This window comes from Macrococcus psychrotolerans (genome assembly GCF_038095555.1).
Taxonomy (GTDB): Bacteria; Bacillota; Bacilli; order Staphylococcales; family Staphylococcaceae; genus Macrococcoides; species Macrococcoides psychrotolerans.
In genome coordinates this window covers 1,609,056-1,630,319 of sequence record NZ_CP124591.1, presented here as the reverse complement: position 1 = coordinate 1,630,319, position 21,264 = coordinate 1,609,056, and the positions used below count along the sequence as shown (strand labels likewise).

Below are 21,264 nucleotides of genomic sequence, written 5' to 3'. Positions count from 1 at the left end.
TGTAAAATAGAATTACTATAAAGTAAAAAGAGGTGATCAAATGTCAGTTCATACGCAGAAAGACTTTCTGCAAGAAGCAATTAGCACGTTAAGAAAGACTGGCGTAAGGATTACACCTCAACGACAAGCTATTTTACAGTACCTTATTGCAACAGATAGTCACCCGTCAGCTGATGAAATTTATAAAGCGCTATCCCCGAATTTCCCTAATATGAGTGTGGCTACTGTCTATAATAACTTAAAGGTCTTCAAAGAGAGCGGTCTTGTAAAGGAACTCACATATGGTGATGCAGCGAGCAGATTTGATTTTGATACGCAGAATCATTACCACATTATCTGTACAGCTTGTGGTAAGATTAAAGATTTTCACTACCCGAGATTAGATGAAGTAGAGAATATTGCAGAACATATTACAGGTTATGCTGTTACCCATCATCGTATGGAGATTTATGGTGTATGTCCAGAATGTCAAAATAAAAACGGAAACTAATTAAAATTAGTTTCCGTTTTTATTTTGTTCTTCAAGTGCCTTGCTCTTTCTCTTATTATTGTAATCTTGATTGAACGCTTTACCTTCTAATGAAGGGTCAAGTGTCAATGGCTGGTTGCAGTTAGCACATATATCCGCTCTGCCAAGCATCTTTGTATAATGCTCACAGTTTGGACAGCGTACCTGTACAGTTCTTGTCGATAGCATACCAATCCAGAAATACATTACGAAACTAAATAAGAATAATAATGTACCAATCAATAAAAACAATGAAAACAGCAGTTTACTATGAGAGAAATAGAATATTGCCGCACCTATATACATTACAATCATTGCAATAAATATAATAGAAAGTGCCCAAGTGCGCATTCTGTTGATCTTACTCGTAGGTTTTCTATTGAATAACTTCAAATCATCATCTCCTATATATACTGACAAGAATTATAACATATTCTTTATATACTGTTATAATAACGCGCTATAATTAAAATGAGTGTTATAACATAAAGGATAATTATCAATAGAACTATAATATATAGAAGAAAGAATAATAAATAAAAAATAATTATAAAAAGGCTTGACGAATATGGGTTCACTTGTTAAGATATAAAAGTCGCAAAAACAAGCGACGCCAACGATTAAGCGTTTGAAAAACAAATTGAAAAAGTGTAAAAAAGACTATTGAAACTTTGTTCTCAAACATTTAATATTAATTGAGTAAGAACGGCGCACAAAACATTTCAAATAAGAAATCGTGAGTGTAAAACTTCTTCAAAATAAAGCTTGCAAACAAGAAAGAAACGTGTTAAACTTTTATCTTGTAGCAACAAAAATGAACATTGAAAACTGAATGACAATATGTCAACGTTAATTCCAATAATTTGAGTGATTAAGTTCACTCCCAAGAGTGATTGCCTCAAGCAATCAAAGAGCTTTATCAAGCAATCTATTATGGAGAGTTTGATCCTGGCTCAGGATGAACGCTGGCGGCGTGCCTAATACATGCAAGTCGAGCGAACAGACGAGAGTGCTTGCACTCTCTGATGTTAGCGGCGGACGGGTGAGTAACACGTGGGTAACCTACCTATAAGACTGGGATAACTTCGGGAAACCGGAGCTAATACCGGATAATATCTAGCTTCGCATGAAGCGATAGTGAAAGACGGTTCTGCTGTCACTTATAGATGGACCCGCGGTGTATTAGCTAGTTGGTGAGGTAACGGCTCACCAAGGCAACGATACATAGCCGACCTGAGAGGGTGATCGGCCACACTGGGACTGAGACACGGCCCAGACTCCTACGGGAGGCAGCAGTAGGGAATCTTCCGCAATGGACGAAAGTCTGACGGAGCAACGCCGCGTGAGTGAAGAAGGTTTTCGGATCGTAAAACTCTGTTGTAAGGGAAGAACAAGTACGTTAGTAACTGAACGTACCTTGACGGTACCTTACCAGAAAGCCACGGCTAACTACGTGCCAGCAGCCGCGGTAATACGTAGGTGGCAAGCGTTATCCGGAATTATTGGGCGTAAAGCGCGCGTAGGCGGTCTCTTAAGTCTGATGTGAAAGCCCCCGGCTCAACCGGGGAGGGTCATTGGAAACTGGGAGACTTGAGTGCAGAAGAGGAGAGTGGAATTCCATGTGTAGCGGTGAAATGCGCAGAGATATGGAGGAACACCAGTGGCGAAGGCGGCTCTCTGGTCTGTAACTGACGCTGAGGTGCGAAAGCGTGGGGATCAAACAGGATTAGATACCCTGGTAGTCCACGCCGTAAACGATGAGTGCTAAGTGTTGGGGGGTTTCCGCCCCTCAGTGCTGCAGCTAACGCATTAAGCACTCCGCCTGGGGAGTACGGTCGCAAGACTGAAACTCAAAGGAATTGACGGGGACCCGCACAAGCGGTGGAGCATGTGGTTTAATTCGAAGCAACGCGAAGAACCTTACCAAATCTTGACATCCTTTGACAACTCTAGAGATAGAGCTTTCCCCTTCGGGGGACAAAGTGACAGGTGGTGCATGGTTGTCGTCAGCTCGTGTCGTGAGATGTTGGGTTAAGTCCCGCAACGAGCGCAACCCTTATCTTTAGTTGCCATCATTAGGTTGGGCACTCTAGAGAGACTGCCGGTGACAAACCGGAGGAAGGTGGGGATGACGTCAAATCATCATGCCCCTTATGATTTGGGCTACACACGTGCTACAATGGATGGTACAAAGGGCAGCAAAACCGCGAGGTCAAGCAAATCCCATAAAACCATTCTCAGTTCGGATTGTAGTCTGCAACTCGACTACATGAAGTCGGAATCGCTAGTAATCGTAGATCAGCGATGCTACGGTGAATACGTTCCCGGGTCTTGTACACACCGCCCGTCACACCACGAGAGTTTGTAACACCCGAAGCCGGTGGAGTAACCTTTTAGGAGCTAGCCGTCGAAGGTGGGACAGATGATTGGGGTGAAGTCGTAACAAGGTAGCCGTATCGGAAGGTGCGGCTGGATCACCTCCTTTCTAAGGATAATTACGGAAACAGACCATCAGGTCTGTAGGAATTGACATTGACATATTGTATTCAGTTTTGAATGTTTATACATTCAGATTGTACTTTGAAAACTAGATAAAGTAAGAAGATATAAAGATTTTACCAAGCAAAACCGAGTGAGTTCATATTTGAATTCTTGAAAAAATCGCGCGTCTGCATTTATGCAGACATCACAATATTAATAACAGATTAAGTTATTAAGGGCGCACGGTGGATGCCTTGGCACTAGAAGCCGAAGAAGGACGTTACTAACGACGATATGCTCTGGGGAGCTGTAAGTAAGCTTTGATCCAGAGATTTCCGAATGGGGAAACCCGAAGCATGAGTTATGTCATGTTATCCATATGTGAATACATAGCATATGAGAAGGCACACCCGGAGAACTGAAACATCTAAGTACCCGGAGGAAGAGAAAGAAAATTCGATTCCCTTAGTAGCGGCGAGCGAAACGGGAAGAGCCCAAACCAGAGTGCTTGCACTCTGGGGTTGTAGGACACTCAATACGGAGTTACAAAGGAATAGTTTAGACGAATGACTTTGGAAAAGTCAGCCATAGAAGGTAAAGGCCCTGTAGTCGAAAAGTTATTCTCTCCTGAGTGGATCCCGAGTACGGCGGAACACGTGGAATTCCGTCGGAATCCGGGAGGACCATCTCCCAAGGCTAAATACTCTCTAGTGACCGATAGTGAACCAGTACCGTGAGGGAAAGGTGAAAAGCACCCCGGAAGGGGAGTGAAATAGAACCTGAAACCGTGTGCTTACAAGTAGTCAGAGCCCGTTAATGGGTGATGGCGTGCCTTTTGTAGAATGAACCGGCGAGTTACGATTTGATGCAAGGTTAAGCAGTATATGTGGAGCCGTAGCGAAAGCGAGTCTGAATAGGGCGAATGAGTATCAGGTCGTAGACCCGAAACCAGGTGATCTACCCATGTCCAGGTTGAAGTTCAGGTAACACTGAATGGAGGACCGAACCGACTTACGTTGAAAAGTGAGCGGATGAGGTGTGGGTAGCGGAGAAATTCCAATCGAACCTGGAGATAGCTGGTTCTCTCCGAAATAGCTTTAGGGCTAGCCTCGCATGATGATTACTGGAGGTAGAGCACTGTTTGGACTAGGGGCCCCCCTCGGGTTACCGAATTCAGACAAACTCCGAATGCCAGATAATTTAATGCGGGAGTCAGACTGCGGGTGATAAGGTCCGTAGTCGAGAGGGAAACAGCCCAGACCACCGGCTAAGGTCCCAAAATATATGTTAAGTGGAAAAGGATGTGGCGTTGCCCAGACAACTAGGATGTTGGCTTAGAAGCAGCCATCATTTAAAGAGTGCGTAATAGCTCACTAGTCGAGTGACGCTGCGCCGAAAATGTACCGGGGCTAAACATATTACCGAAGCTGTGGATTGTCCGTAGGACAATGGTAGGAGAGCGTTCTAAGGGCGTCGAAGCATGATCGTAAGGACATGTGGAGCGCTTAGAAGTGAGAATGCCGGTGTGAGTAGCGAAAGACGGGTGAGAATCCCGTCCACCGATTGACTAAGGTTTCCAGAGGAAGGCTCGTCCGCTCTGGGTTAGTCGGGACCTAAGCCGAGGCCGAATGGCGTAGGCGATGGACAACAGGTAGATATTCCTGTACCACCTAAGATTGTTTGAACGATGGGGGGACGCAGTAGGATAGGCGAAGCGTACTGTTGGTTATGTACGTCCAAGCACTGAGATTGAGTATCAGGCAAATCCGGTACTCACCAAGATCAAGGTGTGATGGGGAGCGAAATTATAGTAGCGAAGTCGTTGATTTCACACTGCCAAGAAAAGCCTCTAGTTAGAAATTAGGTGCCCGTACCGCAAACCGACACAGGTAGTCAAGATGAGAATTCTAAGGTGAGCGAGCGAACTCTCGTTAAGGAACTCGGCAAAATGACCCCGTAACTTCGGGAGAAGGGGTGCTTTTTAGGGTGCAAGCCTTGAAGAGCCGCAGTGAATAGGCCCAAGCGACTGTTTATCAAAAACACAGGTCTCTGCAAAACCGTAAGGTGAAGTATAGGGGCTGACGCCTGCCCGGTCTTCGGAAGGTTAAAAGGAGTGGTTAGCGTATGCGAAGCTACGAATTGAAGCCCCAGTAAACGGCGGCCGTAACTATAACGGTCCTAAGGTAGCGAAATTCCTTGTCGGGTAAGTTCCGACCCGCACGAAAGGCGTAACGATTTGGGCACTGTCTCAACGAGAGACTCGGTGAAATCATAGTACCTGTGAAGATGCGAGGTTACCCGCGACAGGACGGAAAGACCCCGTGGAGCTTTACTGCAGCCTGATATTGAAATTCGGCACAGCTTGTACAGGATAGGTAGGAGCCTTTGAAGCGTGAGCGTCAGCTTACGTGGAGGCGCTGTGGGATACTACCCTGGCTGTGTTGACTTTCTAACCCGCGCCACTTATCGTGGCGGGAGACAGTGTCAGGCGGGCAGTTTGACTGGGGCGGTCGCCTCCTAAAGAGTAACGGAGGCGCTCAAAGGTTCCCTCAGAATGGTTGGAAATCATTCGCAGAGTGTAAAGGCACAAGGGAGCTTGACTGCGAGACCTACAAGTCGAGCAGGGTCGAAAGACGGACTTAGTGATCCGGTGGTTCCGCATGGAAGGGCCATCGCTCAACGGATAAAAGCTACCCCGGGGATAACAGGCTTATCTCCCCCAAGAGTTCACATCGACGGGGAGGTTTGGCACCTCGATGTCGGCTCATCGCATCCTGGGGCTGTAGTCGGTCCCAAGGGTTGGGCTGTTCGCCCATTAAAGCGGTACGCGAGCTGGGTTCAGAACGTCGTGAGACAGTTCGGTCCCTATCCGTCGTGGGCGTAGGAAATTTGAGAGGAGCTGTCCTTAGTACGAGAGGACCGGGATGGACATACCTCTGGTGTACCAGTTGTCGCGCCAGCGGCATAGTCAGGTAGCTATGTATGGACGGGATAAGTGCTGAAAGCATCTAAGCATGAAGCCCCCCTCAAGATGAGATTTCCCAACTTCGGTTATAAGATCCCTCAAAGATGATGAGGTTAATAGGTTCGAGGTGGAAGTACAGTGATGTATGGAGCTGACGAATACTAATCGATCGAAGACTTAATCAATTTTATAGATTTTTTATTCGGGATTGCCGGGTAGAATCTAATATATCTTACTTACTTTATCTAGTTTTGAAAGTATAAACTATTTATTCTTTCATTTGTCTGGTGACGATGGCAGAGAGGTCACACCTGTTCCCATACCGAACACAGAAGTTAAGCTCTCTAGCGCCGATGGTAGTTGGTCTTACGATCCGCGAGAGTAGGACGTTGCCGGGCAATATACCCAGGAGGATTAGCTCAGCTGGGAGAGCATCTGCCTTACAAGCAGAGGGTCGGCGGTTCGAGCCCGTCATCCTCCACCATTTAATATTATGCCGGAATAGCTCAACTGGTAGAGCAACTGACTTGTAATCAGTAGGTTGAGGGTTCAAGTCCTTTTTCCGGCACCATTTCTAGAGCCATTAGCTCAGTTGGTAGAGCATTTGACTTTTAATCAAAGGGTCAGAGGTTCGAATCCTCTATGGCTCACCATTTTAATAATTTTATATGCGGGTGTGGCGGAATTGGCAGACGCACTAGACTTAGGATCTAGCGCCTTTGGCGTGGGGGTTCGACTCCCTTCACCCGCACCATTTTTGCGAAAGTAGTTCAGTGGTAGAATACAACCTTGCCAAGGTTGGGGTCGCGGGTTCGAATCCCGTCTTTCGCTCCATTATTAAATTTTGAATGCCGGGGTGGCGGAACTGGCAGACGCACAGGACTTAAAATCCTGCGGTAAGTGATTACCGTACCGGTTCGATTCCGGTCCTCGGCACCATTTAATTTTTAATATGCGCCCGTAGCTCAATTGGATAGAGCGTTTGACTACGGATCAAAAGGTTAGGGGTTCGACTCCTCTCGGGCGCGCCATTTTTATTAGCTACGGGAAGTAGCTCAGCTTGGTAGAGCACTTGGTTTGGGACCAAGGGGTCGCAGGTTCGAATCCTGTCTTCCCGACTCGCTTTACATATATGGGGGCTTAGCTCAGCTGGGAGAGCGCCTGCTTTGCACGCAGGAGGTCAGCGGTTCGATCCCGCTAGTCTCCACCATAAACTTAATTATTATTTCGGCGGCGTAGCTCAGCTGGCTAGAGCGTACGGTTCATACCCGTGAGGTCGGGGGTTCGATCCCCTCTGCCGCCACTATTTATTTTAATAAGTGTTTACCTTTGGATTTAGGACCTTTAGCTCAGTTGGTTAGAGCAAACGGCTCATAACCGTTTGGTCGCAGGTTCGAGTCCTGCAAGGTCCACTTTATATATGGAGGAATACCCAAGTCCGGCTGAAGGGATCGGTCTTGAAAACCGACAGGGGCTTAACGGCTCGCGGGGGTTCGAATCCCTCTTCCTCCGCCATTATTTTTTACTTCAGCACTCAATAAAATATGGTTTTCAATTTATTTATTATTATCGCGGGATGGAGCAGTCTGGTAGCTCGTCGGGCTCATAACCCGAAGGTCGGTGGTTCAAATCCGCCTCCCGCAATTATTAGTGGTCCCGTGGTGTAGCGGTTAACATGCCTGCCTGTCACGCAGGAGATCGCGGGTTCGATTCCCGTCGGGACCGCCATGTATGGCTCAGTAGCTCAGTCGGTAGAGCAAAGGATTGAAAATCCTTGTGTCGGCGGTTCGATTCCGTCCTGAGCCATCTTTTTATTTTGTATTATGCCGGAATAGCTCAACTGGTAGAGCAACTGACTTGTAATCAGTAGGTTGAGGGTTCAAGTCCTTTTTCCGGCACCATTCCATCTGGAGGGGTAGCGAAGTGGCTAAACGCGGCGGACTGTAAATCCGCTCCTTCGGGTTCGGCAGTTCGAATCTGCCCCCCTCCACCATTTGATTCATACATATGCTATAATATTAATATAGGGGCATAGTTCAACGGTAGAATAGAGGTCTCCAAAACCTTTGGTGTGGGTTCGATTCCTACTGCCCCTGCCATGGCGATTGTGGCGAAGTGGTTAACGCATCGGATTGTGGTTCCGACATTCGTGGGTTCGATTCCCATCAGTCGCCCTTTATTATTAATGGGCTATAGCCAAGCGGTAAGGCAACGGACTTTGACTCCGTCACTCGTTGGTTCGAATCCAGCTAGCCCAGTTAAAGGCGCCATAGCCAAGTGGTAAGGCCGAGGTCTGCAAAACCTCTATCACCGGTTCAAATCCGGTTGGCGCCTCCATCTTTACTAATTTTATATTGCGGGAGTATTTCAACTTTTAGAATACAGATCTTCCTGATCTGAGGTGTAGGTGTAAGTCCTACCTTCCGCTCCATTTATAGTTACCATAGGGTAGCTTATTTTTTTCTTACACACTGTCATTGACTATCCTGGTAATTAGCACTATACTTAGTTTGCTACAATTAATTTAATATTTAGCCACCGTGGCGGAATTGGCAGACGCGCCGGACTCAAAATCCGGTTCCTCACGGAGTGTCGGTTCGACCCCGACCGGTGGTATACTAAAGCCTCTAAACATTGCGTTTAGAGGCTTTTATTTATGATACGTTCATATGTCTGTTCGGTTATTTGAGTGAAGTGATTCGATGGGATTGATTCAATCATATCCATCGCCTTAATAATGTAATCACATGCGCTTTTATCATTACCTAATCGCTCTTCATTTAAAGCAAGATATGTGTATTTCTGTGCATGTATACTTACGTCCGCAAGCGCCATAAATTTTGTATCAGCGTCATCGCTTTTCAAAATGGAAATTGCGCTGTCGTATTGTTGTAAGTTATAAAGTGCAATTGCTTTATATAAGCTCCAGAAGTCCTCGAAGTTATCGCTTACTTGCTGCTGATACTGATCGTGCTTTAACAGTGTATCTCTTTGATCCAGTAGGTATAACAGCTTATGATATTCCTCGTTAAAGAAGTAATAGATGATATCTGTTGTAAATATATCGAAGTTTGTCTGAAAATCATCTGGATTTAACAGCTTTATATTATCAAATTTTTTATATGTGTCTCTATAGTGTGTTTCATCCTGATTCAATATATACATGACGCACAATGATTTATATATTGGTGTCAGATGTTTGTAAGTCTTGTTCTCTATACATTTTTCTTCAGCAAGCTTAAAGTATTTAATACAGTCATCAATATCGTAGTTCTGATAGCAGAACGTTCCGATTGATACGAGTAAGTTAGGGATGATATTTGGATTTGTAACAGATAGGTCATCTTTATAAGTTTCATAAGTTGTAATCGCATGCTGCAATGCTTTATCGTAATCCCTTACAAGATAATATATGCTTGCGTAATCTTTTTCAACCTCTATTAATTCATTTATATCATCATTATCAGCATAGATTGATTTCGCTTTATTCATATATTTCACAGCATTATCAATATCATTAATGCGTGCTTTCGTATATGCATAATGCTTAAATATGAAGGCACCCTTTCTGTTATGCTGTATGTCATTAATAACAGGGGATAGGATTCCATCAATTTCTTTCTGATAAGAAATATTCGGTACTTTTAATATCTGTTGAATTTCGTTATAAATTAGGAGCTTTAATAAGAAAGTAAATATGCAGCATTAATAAGCTAGAGGTCATTACTTCACTAAATATTTGTTGCTTCTTTAATTCCAAAAAAATCTCAATGCAACGTAATGTGCATTGAGATTTTTTTAGATTTCTTTTTGGTTTTCAATAATTTTATTTACGATACCGTATTCTTTTGCTTCTTCTGTATTTAACCAGTAGTCACGGCCTGTATGCTGCTCGACTTCTTCTACAGATTTACCAGTTTCACGTGCGATTAATTCATTTAACTTTTGGCGTGTACGGATAATTTCTTTCGCTGTAATCTCCATATTTGACGCTTGTCCTTGAGTGCCCCCACTTGGCTGATGGATCATAAAGCGTGTATTTGGTAATGCGTAACGATTTTCTTTCTTACCTGATAAGTAAATTAATACGCCCGCACTCACTACCCAACCTGCACCAATAATCTTCACTTCTGATTCGACGAAATTAATCATATCGTGAATTAGATAACCAGAGTCTACATGTCCACCAGGAGATGAGATGATTAATTTAATTGGTTCATGATTGATTGAATCTAAAAGTAATAATTGATTGACAACTTCTTTCGCTGATTTGTCATCAATACCTCCAGAGATTAGGATTGTTCTTGATTCTATCATTTTTTCTAACATTAGATCTTTGTTTTCGTTTGTCATAATAAGCCTCCTATATGCTTGTTATTTTTATTTTATTGGTTTGGTCAATTTAAGTCAAACATAATACTCACGGATTTATAAGATTATAATTGCGTTATATTTTTCAAAAATTTATTGCTTTTAAGTAATGAAGTATGTTAAAAATATAATCAATACGAAAAAGGGTAGGTGTAACAATGAGGTTAACTCCAAAACAGTTTTTTATGAATATTCTTAATGGTATGGCGGCAGGTATTGTCGTTGCACTTGTACCGAATGCGATGCTTGGTGAATTGTTTAAGTATCTCGCACAATATAATGATATTTTTATAAATTTAGGGCACTTGCTGATGGTGTTCCAGTTTACGCTAAGCTTACTTGCTGGTATTACAATTGGTGCTCAGTTTAAGTTTAGTGCACTGCAGACAGCGATACTCTCAGGAGCATCGATGCTCGGTTCTGGTGCTGTTCAGTTTAATGGCAAAGGTTTTCAGTTCGTCGGTATTGGTGACTTGATTAATATGATGCTGACGATTGCTATCAGTGCAGCGATATTAATCTATGCCGGCAACAAGATGGGTAGTTTAAATATTGTATTTTTACCGTTACTTGCTGGAATTCTGCCTGGCTTCATTGGTACGCTGACTTTACCTTACGTAAAGCACGTTACGGGAGCGATTGGTCAGATGATTGAACGCTTCACAGAACTGAATCCATTGATGATGTGTATATTGATCGGTATTACATTCAGTTTACTGATGGCAACACCTATTTCTCTTGTGGCTATTGCTACTGTGATTAGTCTTTCAGGACTAGGAAGCGGGGCAGCGAATCTCGGAATTGTAGCATGTTGCTACACGTTTATCTTTGGTTCATTAAAGGTGAATGATCGCGGAACGGTACTGACTTTAATTATTGGTGCTGCGAAGATGATGATGCCTGTATACTTCAAGAACCCTTTAATTGCTTTACCGCTCTTTATTAACGGGATTGTGGCTGGACTATGTGCATATTTCTTTAATGTTCAAGGTACGCCGATGAGTGCAGGTTTCGGATATACAGGGCTCGTTGGTCCAATTAATGCGCTGAAGTTCATGGAAGGAAGTTTCGCTGCAAATATACTCAGCCTGCTTCTCGCATACGTGATCATTCCATTGCCGATCGCATTTGTTACACATATCGTTCTAAAGAAAGTTATGCCGAAATATCAGGATAGCTTGTATAAGTTTACGCCACAGCAGTAGTTTGTTTTAGATATTGATATCATGACAAAGAAATAACCCATGTGCAATGAAGATATGCAATCTTCGTAGCGCATGGGTTTATTTTTATATAAATTTATTTCGGTTGTTTTGGATAATTATTCAGGAATCGTTCAAGTCTTACACAGGCTTCTTTAATTTCTTCCATTGTTGATGCGAAAGACAGACGGATATGACCTTCTCCGTATTTAGAGAAAGCACTGCCAGGAACAACTGCAAGACGTTCGGATTCTAGTAAGTCTGTAGCAAACTGATATGAGTCTGAATTATAGGCAGAGATATCCGGGAAGATATAGAAAGCACCTTGAGGTTTTTCTACGGGTAATCCCATCTGGGTTAATTTGTCATAAAGATAGTCTCTACGCTCTTTATATGCTTTATTCATTGATATGATCTCTTTATTATCATGTGTGAACGCGCTAAGCGCCCCGTACTGACTTGGTGTTGCTACACAGATAGAGTTGTATAGATGAACGCTTGTAACGTGTGTAATGAGTTCAGGCGTAGATACAACATAGCCGACACGTGCGCCAGTGATTGCATGTGATTTCGATAACCCATTGATAACAAATAATCGATCACGAACACTGTCAAATTCGATAAATGAATGATGTTCTACATCATATATATTCTCTGAATAAATTTCATCTGTCACGATAAAGATATCTTCATCTTTCAGCACATCTACAAGACCTTTAATCTGGTCATACGTCAATGTCTTTCCGGTTGGATTTGTCGGATAGTTAAAAAGAATCGCTTTCGTATCTTTAGTGATTGCTCTTTTGACCGCTTCTGGTGTCGGAATTAAATGTGTATCGCGCGTGTCAATGTTCACGACTTTAGCACCGAGCAACTTCAGAATTGGTTCATATCCAAGATAACTTGGAGAAGGAATAATCACCTCATCTCCTGGATTAATGATGCTTCTAAAAATATCATCTATTGCTTCTGATCCTCCGTTTGTTACGACAATCTGATGCTCAGCATCATAGTCAACGTTGAAGTCAAGTTTTAACTTATCACTGATAGCCTGACGCAGTTCAATAAGACCACGGTTATGTGTATAGCGCAGTTTATTGTCATTGATTGCTTCAATCATCGCATCTTTAATATATTGTGGTGCGTCGAAACCGGACTGACCGAGCGTTAAATCAACAGCATCGTGTAGACCTGCTACTTTATTTGCGAATTCTCTTGTCCCTGGAATGGTTACTTCTAAGATATTGTTGTTTAATGTTGGCATATGTTTCACTCTTTCGTTAGTTTGTTCTATAAATTGTACAGTAATGATTATAAAGAATCAAAAAAATAAAAATTATTAGAACATTTGTAAAAATAAAAATCTTGTATAATTATTCTATATAATGTATAATTCGATTATAACAGAAAGGGGTACTCATATGAAAATAAGAAATGTCATGCAATTAACATTCGTGTTTATAGTATTACTATCCGTTTTTCCTTTTTCTACAGCGCGTAGTGCGACAGACCAATATGATGTGGTTAAGAAGAATGGAGTACTACGTGTGGGTCTGTCAGCAGATTACGCACCCTATGAATTCGAAAAGACAAAGAATGGTAAGCGAGTATATGCAGGGATTGATATAGAGCTCTCCAAAAAACTTGCCAAAGATTTAGGTGTGGAGCTCAAAATCGTCAATATGCAGTTTGATAGCTTGCTAGGGGCACTTAAAACAGGAAAGATTGATATGATTGCTTCGGGTATGAGTCCAACGCCTGAGCGTAAGAAAGAAGTAGATTTTACAGACTACTATATGCATGTACAGCAACGTATGATTATACAAAAGAAAGATAAAGATAAATTAAAGGCGATAGAAGATTTTACTGGTAAAGCGATCGGTGTACAGAAACAGACGACACAAGAAGAGCTAGCTAAGAAAGAAATACCAGAAGCAGAGGTGCAGTCATTAACACGTGTTCCAGAAATAATCATGTCGCTCAATACAGGAAAGATTGATGGTGTGATATTAGAAGGCCCAGTAGGAGAGGCGTATCTTTCTCAAAATAAAACCTTAGCATTCTCAGAGTTGCAGTTTGCAGATGCTGAAAAAGGAACAGCGATTGCTATTCCCAAAAATTCACCGAAACTGTTAAGTGAATTAAATAAACATATAAAGGAAGTAAATGATAAGAATTTAATTCAGGATTATAAAGATAAAGCAAATCAGGAGATGTTTGATGATGGCTCATTCTTTAGTAAATATGGAACATTCTTTATCCAGGGGATTGGTGGAACGATTGTTATTTCATTAATTGGTGTACTTCTTGGTTCATTATTTGGAGGTATCCTGGCATTTATGAAACTAAGCAAGAATATTATTGCCAGAACGATATCATGGATCTATATCGAGTTTATTCGTGGAACACCGTTACTCGTCCAAGTATTCTTGGTGTACTTCGGTACGACAGCAGTACTCGGCATCGATCTTTCAGCATTCATCTGCGGTGCGATTGCACTTGTGATCAACTGTGCAGCATATATAGCTGAGATTATTCGTGCAGGGATTAAAGCAGTGGACAAAGGACAGATGGAAGCGGCACGTTCACTTGGATTAAGCAATTCGCAGGCGATGAACAAAGTCATTATGCCACAAGCAATCAAGAAGATATTGCCAGCACTTGGTAATGAATTTATTACTGTGATTAAAGAGTCATCTATCGTTTCGGTGATCGGGGTATCTGAACTGATGTTCAATGCTCAAGTGGTGCAAGGTGCATCGTTTGATCCATTTACACCGTTATTGATAGCAGCAGTTGTGTACTTTATACTGACATTCGGATTGTCGCGTGTGATGAATGTCTTTGAAAGGAGGATGAGTGTAAGTGATTAGTGTGAATAAGCTATATAAAAGTTTTGGAGAAGTTGAAGTGTTAAAAGGCATTGACCTTGAAGTAAGTACCGGTGAGGTTGTTGCAATCATCGGACCTTCTGGAAGCGGAAAGTCAACATTATTACGTTGTTTGAACTTGCTTGAAACCCCAACGAGCGGAGAAATTATCTTCGAAGGCAATCAGCTTACAGCGAAAGGGACAAACATCAATAAACTAAGGCAGAAGATGGGGATGGTATTTCAGAGCTTTAACCTTTTTCCCCATAAGACGGTTATTGAGAATCTAATGCTTGCACCTTCCTTGCTTAATAAAGGAGATAAATCTGGGTTAAAGGCAACAGCTCTGGAATTGCTTGATAAAGTTGGATTACAGGATAGAGCAGAATATTATCCGTCGCAGCTTTCAGGTGGGCAGAAGCAGCGTGTTGCAATTGCACGTGCACTGGCGATGAACCCTGATGTGATGCTCTTTGATGAACCAACATCAGCACTGGATCCAGAAGTAGTAGGAGATGTACTGCAAGTTATGAAGAAGCTTGCACTTGAAGGGATGACGATGGTCGTTGTAACACATGAGATGGGTTTTGCCAGAGAAGTAGCAGATCGTGTCATCTTTATGGATAAAGGAGTGGTGCAAGAGGAAGGACCGCCTTCTGAACTTTTTACAAACCCTAAGCATGAAAGAACAAAGAGCTTTTTATCTAAAGTATTGTAAGCGTGTGGGATATCCACATGCTTTTTTGTGTTAAACTATAAATGTTTAGGAGGTGTACGATGAACGAACAGTTAAAACAGGAGATTATCGCATATAGTAAGACGGTCGGCATTGATGCGATTGGCTTTACGACGGCAGATCCTTTCCATGAGCTGCGACCGAAACTAGAATCTTATTACAACTCAGGCTATGCATCAGGATTTGAGAAAGGTTCTATTGAAGAGCGCATTGACCCGAAGCTATCATTACCAGAGGCACAGTCCATCATCGCGATTGCAGTAGGTTATCCGAATAAGTTACCGAACACTCCTAAAAGCATGCGCGGGGCGCGTCGTGGGATATTCGCACGGGCGTCGTGGGGTATAGATTATCATACACTTCTAAATCGACGCTTATCATTGCTTGAATCATTTATATTAGAACGTGTGCCCGATGCAAAAGTAATGAATATGGTGGATACAGGTGTGCTAAGTGATCGTGCGGTAGCAGAGCGTGCAGGACTTGGGTACGCAGCGAAGAATGGCTTTATATTAAATAAGACACTTGGGACTTGGACCTATTTAGGAGAGATGCTGATCTCTATTCCGTTTACACCTGACCATCCAGTTATCGATTCATGTCTCGACTGTACGATATGTATCGATCGATGCCCTACAGGTGCGCTGCTTGGTGATGGACAACTCGATTCCAATAAATGTATCAGTTTCTTAACGCAGACGAAAGGATTTATGCCGGATGAATACCGGGGGAAGATTGGTAACAGGTTATACGGTTGTGATACATGTCAGCAAGTATGTCCTAAAAATCGTGGCATCAATACGACGCACGATGATATTGAACTGGAACCACAAACTTTAAAGCCATTACTTGTGCCGCTTTTAAAGATGAATAACAAACAGTTTAAGAATGAATATGGTCATCTTGCTGGTGCATGGCGTGGTAAGAAGCCGATTCAGCGTAATGCTATCTTAGCGCTTGCGCACTTCAAGGAAATAGATGCCATTGATGACCTGAAAGAGGTCGCGGAAAATGATGTGCGACCAGAAATTAAAGGGACCGCATACTGGGCACTTGGAAAAATTAGTATGTCTACCCATGATTATTTAAGAGAAAGATATACGCAGGAAACAGATAATGATGTTAAAATAGAAATATTAAAAAGTTTAGGAAGTGTAGAATAGATGTCATCAATCAATATCGTATTATATCAACCAGAAATACCAGCAAATACAGGAAATATCGCGCGTAGTTGCGCAGCTACAGATACAGATCTGCATTTAATTCGACCGTTAGGGTTCTCGACCGACGACAAGATGTTGCGTCGCGCAGGTTTAGATTACTGGAAATTTGTCAATATTACGTACTATGACAGTATCGAAGAATTCTTTGAGAAGAATAAAGGACATTACTATTTACTGACGAAGTTCGGTAAGAAACCACATACAACATTTGATTACAGCAACACAGATGAGAAACATTACTTTATATTTGGTAAAGAAACGACAGGACTCCCTGACTGGGTAAAGGAAAAATATATGGATACAGCGCTTCGTATACCGATGAACGATAATGTACGTTCACTTAATCTGTCGAATACAGCAGCGATTTTAATATATGAGGCATTGCGTCAGCAGAACTATCCAGGATTAAAATAATTCGGAGGTGCACTATGGATACAATCGATTTACTACTCAATCATCGTTCAATACGCAAATTTAAGGATGAACCTTTATCCCAAGAACAAATTAAGACATTAGTAACTGCAGCACAGCATGCATCGACTTCAAGCTACGTTCAAAGCTACTCAATTATAGGAGTAACAGACCCTGAGCTAAAGGCACAGCTAAGGGCAGTTAGCACTCAGAGCTATGTCGAACATAACGGTCACCTGTTTGTGTTTGTCGTAGACTTTAATCGTCATCATCATCTTGGACAGCATTTTAATACGAGCGTCGATGATTACTTTGGAACAACGGAATCATTAATTGTAGGGACGGTAGATGCCGCACTTGCAGCTCAGAATATGGCAGTAGCAGCAGAAAGTATGGGTTTAGGGATATGTTATATCGGTTCATTAAGAAACGATATAGCGCGTGTGAGTGAATTGCTGAATTTACCGGAGTATACGTATCCGTTATTTGGTATGGTAGCAGGGGTGCCGGATCAGGCAGGTAGCCAGAAAGAACGTCTGCCATTTGACGTCGTTTATCACGAAAACAAATATCAGCCATTTGATTTCAATGATTATAAAGATTATGATGCGCGTGTGAGTGCGTATTATAAAGAAAGAACGAACGGTGAGAGAGATGATGCCTGGAGTGCGCAAGTCATTGGTATGTTAAAGGGTAAACCGAGACTTGATGTCGATGAGGTATTAAAGTCAAAAGGGTTTTTAAAACAATAAAAAAAGCAGCCGAGGCTGCTTTTTACTTGTCTAGATCTTCTTCTTTTAAACCGTAACTAGATTCACGGCCAGCTGTTAAGATAGCAGTTAAGAACGCGATACATACCATACCGATTAATAAAGTATTCATTGGTACTCCCCCTAAATAACATTAATATACACATTATAACCTAAAGTTCGAATAAATTAAACATTATTTCTAACCGCCCTTTATAAATTATAAGGTTATGTATGCTAATTTTAGGGTAAGAGTAAAAGTAATCATGTATAATGAAAAAGAGATTAATTAGGAGGAAAACATCATGGCAATGAACTTTAAAGTATTTGAAGATAAATCAACAGCAGCAAATTATGTGGCAGACTTATTCCGTAAACAGATGAACAATAACCCAACTTCTATTATTGCAACAGCATTAGGCAATGAGGCTGATGCTGTACTTGCAGAACTTTCTGCGGATGTGGCAAAGACACCAGTAGATATGAGCCAGATTCACATCTTTGATTATGACAAGAAACAAGCAGAATATTTAAATATCGGTATTGTGGAAAGTCAGTATCATAAAGGTGGTAAAGGAAGTATTATGTCTTTGATCGATGAAGAAGCAAAGACTAAAGAGAATAAAGGAAAACTGACAACCTTATTTGCATCTGTAACAAGCAGTGGAGCAGTAGGCTATAAGGAGCTGGATCAAGACGATGACAAAGGTTTACGTGCCGCACGTGAAGTTGTTCTTATCTTAACAGGTCGTGATAAAGCGGATATAGTTCGTAATCTTTATAAAACTGAAGCGGGTGGACGCTTCGAAGCGGCTAATCTTAAGACGCATCGAATGGTTAACGTTATTATGGATAAAGAAGCAGCACAAGGTTTGCCAGAAGACGTGCGTGAATATTTCTATCAAATGTATAGCTAATTGAAGTAAAGGCCCGGATGAGGGTCTTTTTTTGTTGAGTGATGTTGAAGGAGTAGATGTGAATGTCCGAATAGTAGCCATTCGCAGGTGAAATTTAGTCCGGGTGTCCAAAAAAGTGACACTCGCGGGTGAAATTTGGTACGAGTGACCGAAAAAGTGACACTCTCGGGTGAAATTTAGTCCGAGTGACCAAAAAAGTGACGCTCATTATTTTTCTCTTTTAATGCTTAACTGAAATGGCTGCTTAATCTCTTGTTTATCCCAATACCTCCTTAAATTTCGTTCGCTCATCAGTCCACCGAACCAGTCATAGAGTAGTGCTGTCGTTATTACTATATTCGGAAACAGTATTGGCAGATCTTCGAAGCTTGCCCCGATAATCTCACGACTTGAAAATGTCGTCTTACAATACGTACATTGAAACTTCCGAGAAGATTGTTTGATTAATTCGTGATAACAACTCGGACAGTATGCTCCTTTGTCAACTTCGTGATATCGTATTTCTAATGGTCTATCAAAGTCATTTGGTTTTCTCATTTGAATAAGCTCAGCCGCAACGACCTGATTATAAAACTTTGGTCTCTCTATAGAATTAAAGAATGCTTTATAATTATGCATCGTTAAATAGTGATCGTGATGTTTAGAATAAATCATCTGATTTTTATTCGTAAAAAACGGCATGACAATAATGTTGTCGACTTTAAATTCAAATACAGAGCACATAAGCTTCTTTATCTTCTCAATCTGATTATTCAAGGAATGAAACACTTCGCCATTAGCGAGATAATAAAGCGCACCATCATAGGTCAAATCAAAGTTAAAGTATTTCACTTCAAAAATATATAAAGTATTTTCGATAATTAAGATAGAATCAATCTGAAATTGGGTATAATTAATAGTATAGTTTAAATCAGTTAAATAAATACATGAGTCATTACTGAAGTGTTCATGTATCAATTCATCAGCTATTACTTCACCGATATAGCCGAGTTCCTTCTTTTCAAGGTCGCGTACATTGGTGTCACTGAAATGATATCTGTGTTTAAGGTGCATAAAGCTGTAGACTTGTTGTGAGGGGATTCTTACGATGTATTGCATGAGGATTCTCCTTATAGTTTGGTATCAGATTATATTATAGTTAACAAATATTAACTTTTAGTTAAAGGAGTGTTAAATTATGTCAACTCATCGCTATGAAGATCAGGAAAATGAAATGGTTACTAACTTTGAAGATGTCGTAGAGCTCGGTAAAGAGATGGAACAAATATCAGAACAGAACGCCGAAGATCATGAAGAAAAGCAAGATGACGAAGCGTAATTAAGAATCAGAATACATGATATGTATTCTGATTTTTTTGTTAATTATTAATGAATGAAAGCGTTATTTAATGTAAAATATAAGTATAAAAGAGATAAGGGGAGAATAACATGTCATTTAGAATTGAACACGATACATTTGGAGAAATTGAAGTACCTGCAGATAAGTTCTGGGGTGCCCAGACACAGCGTAGTAAACAGAACTTTCCAGTAGGTAAAGAACAGATGCCAATTGAAGTGGTATATGGCTTTGCACATTTAAAGAAAGCGGCAGCAATTGTAAACAAAGGATTAGGGAAATTATCAGATGCTAAGAGTGACGCTATCGTTAAAGCATGTGATGATGTATTGAGCGGGAAATTAGATGCACACTTCCCATTAGTTGTCTGGCAGACAGGTAGTGGTACACAAAGCAATATGAACGTTAACGAGGTTGTAGCATTTGTTGCGAACAATTATTTAAAGGAAGCTAGAAGCGATGAAACAGTTCATCCGAACGATGATGTTAATAAATCACAAAGCTCTAATGACACGTATCCGACAGCGATGCATGTTGCATTATTCCACGAAATTGAAGCTAAATTATTACCTTCTTTAAATACATTGCGTAACACTTTAAAAGAAAAAGAAGAAAAGTTCGCGTCAATTATCAAGATTGGTCGTACGCATTTACAAGATGCAACACCTTTAACATTAGGACAAGAAGTTTCAGGTTGGCGCTTTATGTTAGATAAATGTGAGGAGCTACTCAATACTTCTAAGAAAGAATTATTAAACCTTGCGATTGGTGGCACTGCAGTTGGTACAGGAATTAATGCTCACCCTGAATTTGGTGACCGTGTTGCAAAACAAATTGGTGAACAAACAGGATATGACTTTATTTCATCTCCAAATAAGTTCCACGCACTAACTGCACATGATGAAGTAACGTTTGTTCACGGCGCATTAAAGGCGTTAGCAGCTGATTTAATGAAGATTGCAAATGACGTACGCTGGCTGTCATCAGGACCTCGTGCTGGTTTAGCTGAAATTTCTATTCCTGAAAACGAGCCAGGTTCTTCAATTATGCCAGGTAAAGTAAACCCGACGCAGTCTGAGATGTTAACGATGGTTGCGGTGCAAGTTATGGGGAACGATGCAGCGGTTGGTATTGCGGCAAGTCAAGGGAACTTCGAACTTAATGTATTTAAACCTGTGATTATGTATAACACGTTACAATCGATCTACTTATTAACGGATGGTATGCAATCATTTAATGATAATTGTGCTGTAGGCATCGAGCCGATTGAAGAGAATATTACGAAATATTTAAACGAATCTTTAATGTTAGTAACAGCATTGAACCCGCATATCGGATATGAGAAAGCAGCATATATTGCGAAGACTGCACATAAAGAAGGCCTAACATTAAAAGCATCTGCACTTAAGAGTGGTTATCTAACAGAAGAACAGTTTAACGAATGGATTAAACCAGAGGAAATGATTCATCCGAAATAAGAAGTGAAGGGCAGGTA

At 41.3% G+C, this 21,264-nt stretch carries 15 protein-coding genes, 23 tRNA genes and 3 rRNA genes; 36 read left to right on the top strand and 5 right to left on the bottom strand.

Annotated elements, in window-relative coordinates; translation table 11 throughout:
* Window positions 1-40 precede the first annotated feature (40 nt).
* The gene (gene perR, locus QA539_RS08460; protein ID WP_219492958.1) at window positions 41-490 is read left to right on the top strand and encodes a Fur family transcriptional regulator; all 450 of its coding nucleotides are present in this window, start codon (window positions 41-43) and stop codon (window positions 488-490) included.
* Window positions 491-496: 6 nt separating this feature from the next.
* On the opposite strand, the gene QA539_RS08455 is transcribed toward perR, so the two are convergent.
* The gene (locus QA539_RS08455) at window positions 497-901 is read right to left on the bottom strand and encodes a YgzB family protein (RefSeq protein WP_086039104.1); all 405 of its coding nucleotides are present in this window, start codon (window positions 899-901) and stop codon (window positions 497-499) included.
* A 537-nt stretch (window positions 902-1,438) separates the two neighbouring features.
* Here QA539_RS08455 and QA539_RS08450 point away from each other — a divergent pair.
* From QA539_RS08450 to QA539_RS08325, 26 genes are all read left to right on the top strand, one after another.
* Window positions 1,439-2,993, top strand: a 16S ribosomal RNA gene (locus tag QA539_RS08450).
* A 218-nt stretch (window positions 2,994-3,211) separates the two neighbouring features.
* Window positions 3,212-6,139: ribosomal RNA gene (locus QA539_RS08445) — 23S ribosomal RNA — on the top strand.
* 98 nt (window positions 6,140-6,237) lie between these two features.
* Window positions 6,238-6,352 (top strand): 5S ribosomal RNA (gene rrf / locus QA539_RS08440).
* Together the 16S, 23S and 5S rRNA genes with 23 tRNA genes alongside form the textbook arrangement of a ribosomal RNA operon.
* A gap of 10 nt (window positions 6,353-6,362) precedes the next feature.
* Window positions 6,363-6,438, top strand: a tRNA-Val gene (locus QA539_RS08435).
* Between the two features lie 11 nt (window positions 6,439-6,449).
* Window positions 6,450-6,525: transfer RNA gene (locus QA539_RS08430), tRNA-Thr, on the top strand.
* A 6-nt stretch (window positions 6,526-6,531) separates the two neighbouring features.
* Window positions 6,532-6,607, top strand: a tRNA-Lys gene (locus tag QA539_RS08425).
* Window positions 6,608-6,624: 17 nt separating this feature from the next.
* Window positions 6,625-6,708: transfer RNA gene (locus QA539_RS08420), tRNA-Leu, on the top strand.
* Window positions 6,709-6,713: 5 nt separating this feature from the next.
* Window positions 6,714-6,788: transfer RNA gene (locus QA539_RS08415), tRNA-Gly, on the top strand.
* A 16-nt stretch (window positions 6,789-6,804) separates the two neighbouring features.
* Window positions 6,805-6,893, top strand: a tRNA-Leu gene (locus QA539_RS08410).
* Between the two features lie 15 nt (window positions 6,894-6,908).
* A tRNA-Arg gene (locus QA539_RS08405) sits at window positions 6,909-6,985 on the top strand.
* Window positions 6,986-6,998: 13 nt separating this feature from the next.
* Window positions 6,999-7,072, top strand: a tRNA-Pro gene (locus QA539_RS08400).
* Between the two features lie 16 nt (window positions 7,073-7,088).
* Window positions 7,089-7,164: transfer RNA gene (locus QA539_RS08395), tRNA-Ala, on the top strand.
* Between the two features lie 19 nt (window positions 7,165-7,183).
* A tRNA-Met gene (locus QA539_RS08390) sits at window positions 7,184-7,257 on the top strand.
* Window positions 7,258-7,292: 35 nt separating this feature from the next.
* Window positions 7,293-7,366: transfer RNA gene (locus QA539_RS08385), tRNA-Ile, on the top strand.
* Window positions 7,367-7,376: 10 nt separating this feature from the next.
* A tRNA-Ser gene (locus QA539_RS08380) sits at window positions 7,377-7,469 on the top strand.
* Between the two features lie 55 nt (window positions 7,470-7,524).
* A tRNA-Met gene (locus tag QA539_RS08375) sits at window positions 7,525-7,598 on the top strand.
* Between the two features lie 8 nt (window positions 7,599-7,606).
* Window positions 7,607-7,682 (top strand) — tRNA-Asp (locus tag QA539_RS08370).
* 5 nt (window positions 7,683-7,687) lie between these two features.
* A tRNA-Phe gene (locus tag QA539_RS08365) sits at window positions 7,688-7,760 on the top strand.
* A 19-nt stretch (window positions 7,761-7,779) separates the two neighbouring features.
* Window positions 7,780-7,855 (top strand) — tRNA-Thr (locus QA539_RS08360).
* Between the two features lie 8 nt (window positions 7,856-7,863).
* Window positions 7,864-7,947 (top strand) — tRNA-Tyr (locus tag QA539_RS08355).
* Between the two features lie 32 nt (window positions 7,948-7,979).
* A tRNA-Trp gene (locus QA539_RS08350) sits at window positions 7,980-8,053 on the top strand.
* A gap of 2 nt (window positions 8,054-8,055) precedes the next feature.
* Window positions 8,056-8,128, top strand: a tRNA-His gene (locus QA539_RS08345).
* A gap of 12 nt (window positions 8,129-8,140) precedes the next feature.
* Window positions 8,141-8,212 (top strand) — tRNA-Gln (locus tag QA539_RS08340).
* A gap of 5 nt (window positions 8,213-8,217) precedes the next feature.
* Window positions 8,218-8,291: transfer RNA gene (locus QA539_RS08335), tRNA-Cys, on the top strand.
* A 19-nt stretch (window positions 8,292-8,310) separates the two neighbouring features.
* Window positions 8,311-8,385: transfer RNA gene (locus QA539_RS08330), tRNA-Gly, on the top strand.
* Window positions 8,386-8,488: 103 nt separating this feature from the next.
* Window positions 8,489-8,570: transfer RNA gene (locus QA539_RS08325), tRNA-Leu, on the top strand.
* 24 nt (window positions 8,571-8,594) lie between these two features.
* Here the strand turns inward: QA539_RS08325 and QA539_RS08320 are convergent.
* Complete coding sequence (locus QA539_RS08320; RefSeq protein ID WP_219492956.1) at window positions 8,595-9,446, bottom strand: hypothetical protein; 852 nt, start codon at window positions 9,444-9,446, stop codon at window positions 8,595-8,597.
* A 306-nt stretch (window positions 9,447-9,752) separates the two neighbouring features.
* Entirely contained in the window at window positions 9,753-10,307 is a 555-nt protein-coding gene (locus tag QA539_RS08315) for an ATP-dependent Clp protease proteolytic subunit (protein ID WP_219492954.1), read from the bottom strand.
* Window positions 10,308-10,483: 176 nt separating this feature from the next.
* Here QA539_RS08315 and QA539_RS08310 point away from each other — a divergent pair, with 176 nt between their 5' ends.
* The gene (locus tag QA539_RS08310) at window positions 10,484-11,530 is read left to right on the top strand and encodes a PTS transporter subunit IIC (RefSeq protein WP_219492952.1); all 1,047 of its coding nucleotides are present in this window, start codon (window positions 10,484-10,486) and stop codon (window positions 11,528-11,530) included.
* Window positions 11,531-11,624: 94 nt separating this feature from the next.
* On the opposite strand, the gene QA539_RS08305 is transcribed toward QA539_RS08310, so the two are convergent.
* Window positions 11,625-12,791: a pyridoxal phosphate-dependent aminotransferase gene (locus tag QA539_RS08305; RefSeq protein WP_219492951.1), complete on the bottom strand. Its 1,167-nt coding sequence runs from the start codon at window positions 12,789-12,791 to the stop codon at window positions 11,625-11,627.
* A gap of 157 nt (window positions 12,792-12,948) precedes the next feature.
* On the opposite strand from QA539_RS08305, the gene QA539_RS08300 reads away from it, so the two are divergent.
* The 6 genes from QA539_RS08300 (at window position 12,949) to QA539_RS08275 (ending at window position 18,433) form a co-directional block, all read left to right on the top strand.
* A complete protein-coding gene (locus QA539_RS08300; protein WP_419956622.1) occupies window positions 12,949-14,400 on the top strand; it encodes an ABC transporter substrate-binding protein/permease in 1,452 nt (483 codons plus the stop codon).
* Complete coding sequence (locus QA539_RS08295) at window positions 14,393-15,115, top strand: amino acid ABC transporter ATP-binding protein (RefSeq protein WP_219492950.1); 723 nt, start codon at window positions 14,393-14,395, stop codon at window positions 15,113-15,115. Before QA539_RS08300 ends, QA539_RS08295 begins: the two co-directional genes overlap by 8 nt.
* 59 nt (window positions 15,116-15,174) lie before the next feature.
* Window positions 15,175-16,296 (top strand): tRNA epoxyqueuosine(34) reductase QueG, encoded by a 1,122-nt coding sequence (gene queG, locus QA539_RS08290; protein ID WP_219492948.1) that lies wholly within the window; start codon window positions 15,175-15,177, stop codon window positions 16,294-16,296.
* On the top strand, window positions 16,297-16,770 hold the full coding sequence (gene trmL / locus QA539_RS08285) for a tRNA (uridine(34)/cytosine(34)/5-carboxymethylaminomethyluridine(34)-2'-O)-methyltransferase TrmL (protein ID WP_012657482.1): 474 nt from the start codon (window positions 16,297-16,299) through the stop codon (window positions 16,768-16,770).
* 14 nt (window positions 16,771-16,784) lie between these two features.
* The gene (gene nfsA / locus QA539_RS08280; RefSeq protein WP_219492946.1) at window positions 16,785-17,519 is read left to right on the top strand and encodes an oxygen-insensitive NADPH nitroreductase; all 735 of its coding nucleotides are present in this window, start codon (window positions 16,785-16,787) and stop codon (window positions 17,517-17,519) included.
* A gap of 302 nt (window positions 17,520-17,821) precedes the next feature.
* On the top strand, window positions 17,822-18,433 hold the full coding sequence (locus QA539_RS08275) for a 6-phosphogluconolactonase (protein WP_219492945.1): 612 nt from the start codon (window positions 17,822-17,824) through the stop codon (window positions 18,431-18,433).
* A 207-nt stretch (window positions 18,434-18,640) separates the two neighbouring features.
* Here the strand turns inward: QA539_RS08275 and QA539_RS08270 are convergent, their stop codons facing one another.
* On the bottom strand, window positions 18,641-19,531 hold the full coding sequence (locus tag QA539_RS08270) for a nuclease-related domain-containing protein (RefSeq protein WP_219492944.1): 891 nt from the start codon (window positions 19,529-19,531) through the stop codon (window positions 18,641-18,643).
* A 79-nt stretch (window positions 19,532-19,610) separates the two neighbouring features.
* On the opposite strand from QA539_RS08270, the gene QA539_RS08265 reads away from it, so the two are divergent.
* Window positions 19,611-19,751, top strand: a complete 141-nt coding sequence (locus QA539_RS08265) for an SAS053 family DNA gyrase inhibitor (protein WP_219492943.1) — start codon at window positions 19,611-19,613, stop codon at window positions 19,749-19,751.
* 110 nt (window positions 19,752-19,861) lie between these two features.
* The gene (gene fumC, locus QA539_RS08260; protein ID WP_219492942.1) at window positions 19,862-21,247 is read left to right on the top strand and encodes a class II fumarate hydratase; all 1,386 of its coding nucleotides are present in this window, start codon (window positions 19,862-19,864) and stop codon (window positions 21,245-21,247) included.
* The last annotated feature ends 17 nt before the right edge of the window (window positions 21,248-21,264 follow it).

What these genes read in the sequence shown, in the direction of transcription:
- perR (WP_219492958.1), top strand. Translation starts at nt 41, where the DNA reads ATGTCAGTTCATACGCAGAAAGACTTTCTGCAAGAAGCAATTAGCACG.
- QA539_RS08320 (WP_219492956.1), bottom strand. Translation starts at nt 9,446, where the DNA reads ATGAATAAAGCGAAATCAATCTATGCTGATAATGATGATATAAATGAA.
- QA539_RS08315 (WP_219492954.1), bottom strand. Translation starts at nt 10,307, where the DNA reads ATGACAAACGAAAACAAAGATCTAATGTTAGAAAAAATGATAGAATCA.
- QA539_RS08310 (WP_219492952.1), top strand. Translation starts at nt 10,484, where the DNA reads ATGAGGTTAACTCCAAAACAGTTTTTTATGAATATTCTTAATGGTATG.
- QA539_RS08305 (WP_219492951.1), bottom strand. Translation starts at nt 12,791, where the DNA reads ATGCCAACATTAAACAACAATATCTTAGAAGTAACCATTCCAGGGACA.
- QA539_RS08300 (WP_419956622.1), top strand. Translation starts at nt 12,949, where the DNA reads ATGAAAATAAGAAATGTCATGCAATTAACATTCGTGTTTATAGTATTA.
- queG (WP_219492948.1), top strand. Translation starts at nt 15,175, where the DNA reads ATGAACGAACAGTTAAAACAGGAGATTATCGCATATAGTAAGACGGTC.
- trmL (WP_012657482.1), top strand. Translation starts at nt 16,297, where the DNA reads ATGTCATCAATCAATATCGTATTATATCAACCAGAAATACCAGCAAAT.
- nfsA (WP_219492946.1), top strand. Translation starts at nt 16,785, where the DNA reads ATGGATACAATCGATTTACTACTCAATCATCGTTCAATACGCAAATTT.
- QA539_RS08275 (WP_219492945.1), top strand. Translation starts at nt 17,822, where the DNA reads ATGGCAATGAACTTTAAAGTATTTGAAGATAAATCAACAGCAGCAAAT.
- QA539_RS08270 (WP_219492944.1), bottom strand. Translation starts at nt 19,531, where the DNA reads ATGCAATACATCGTAAGAATCCCCTCACAACAAGTCTACAGCTTTATG.
- QA539_RS08265 (WP_219492943.1), top strand. Translation starts at nt 19,611, where the DNA reads ATGTCAACTCATCGCTATGAAGATCAGGAAAATGAAATGGTTACTAAC.
- fumC (WP_219492942.1), top strand. Translation starts at nt 19,862, where the DNA reads ATGTCATTTAGAATTGAACACGATACATTTGGAGAAATTGAAGTACCT.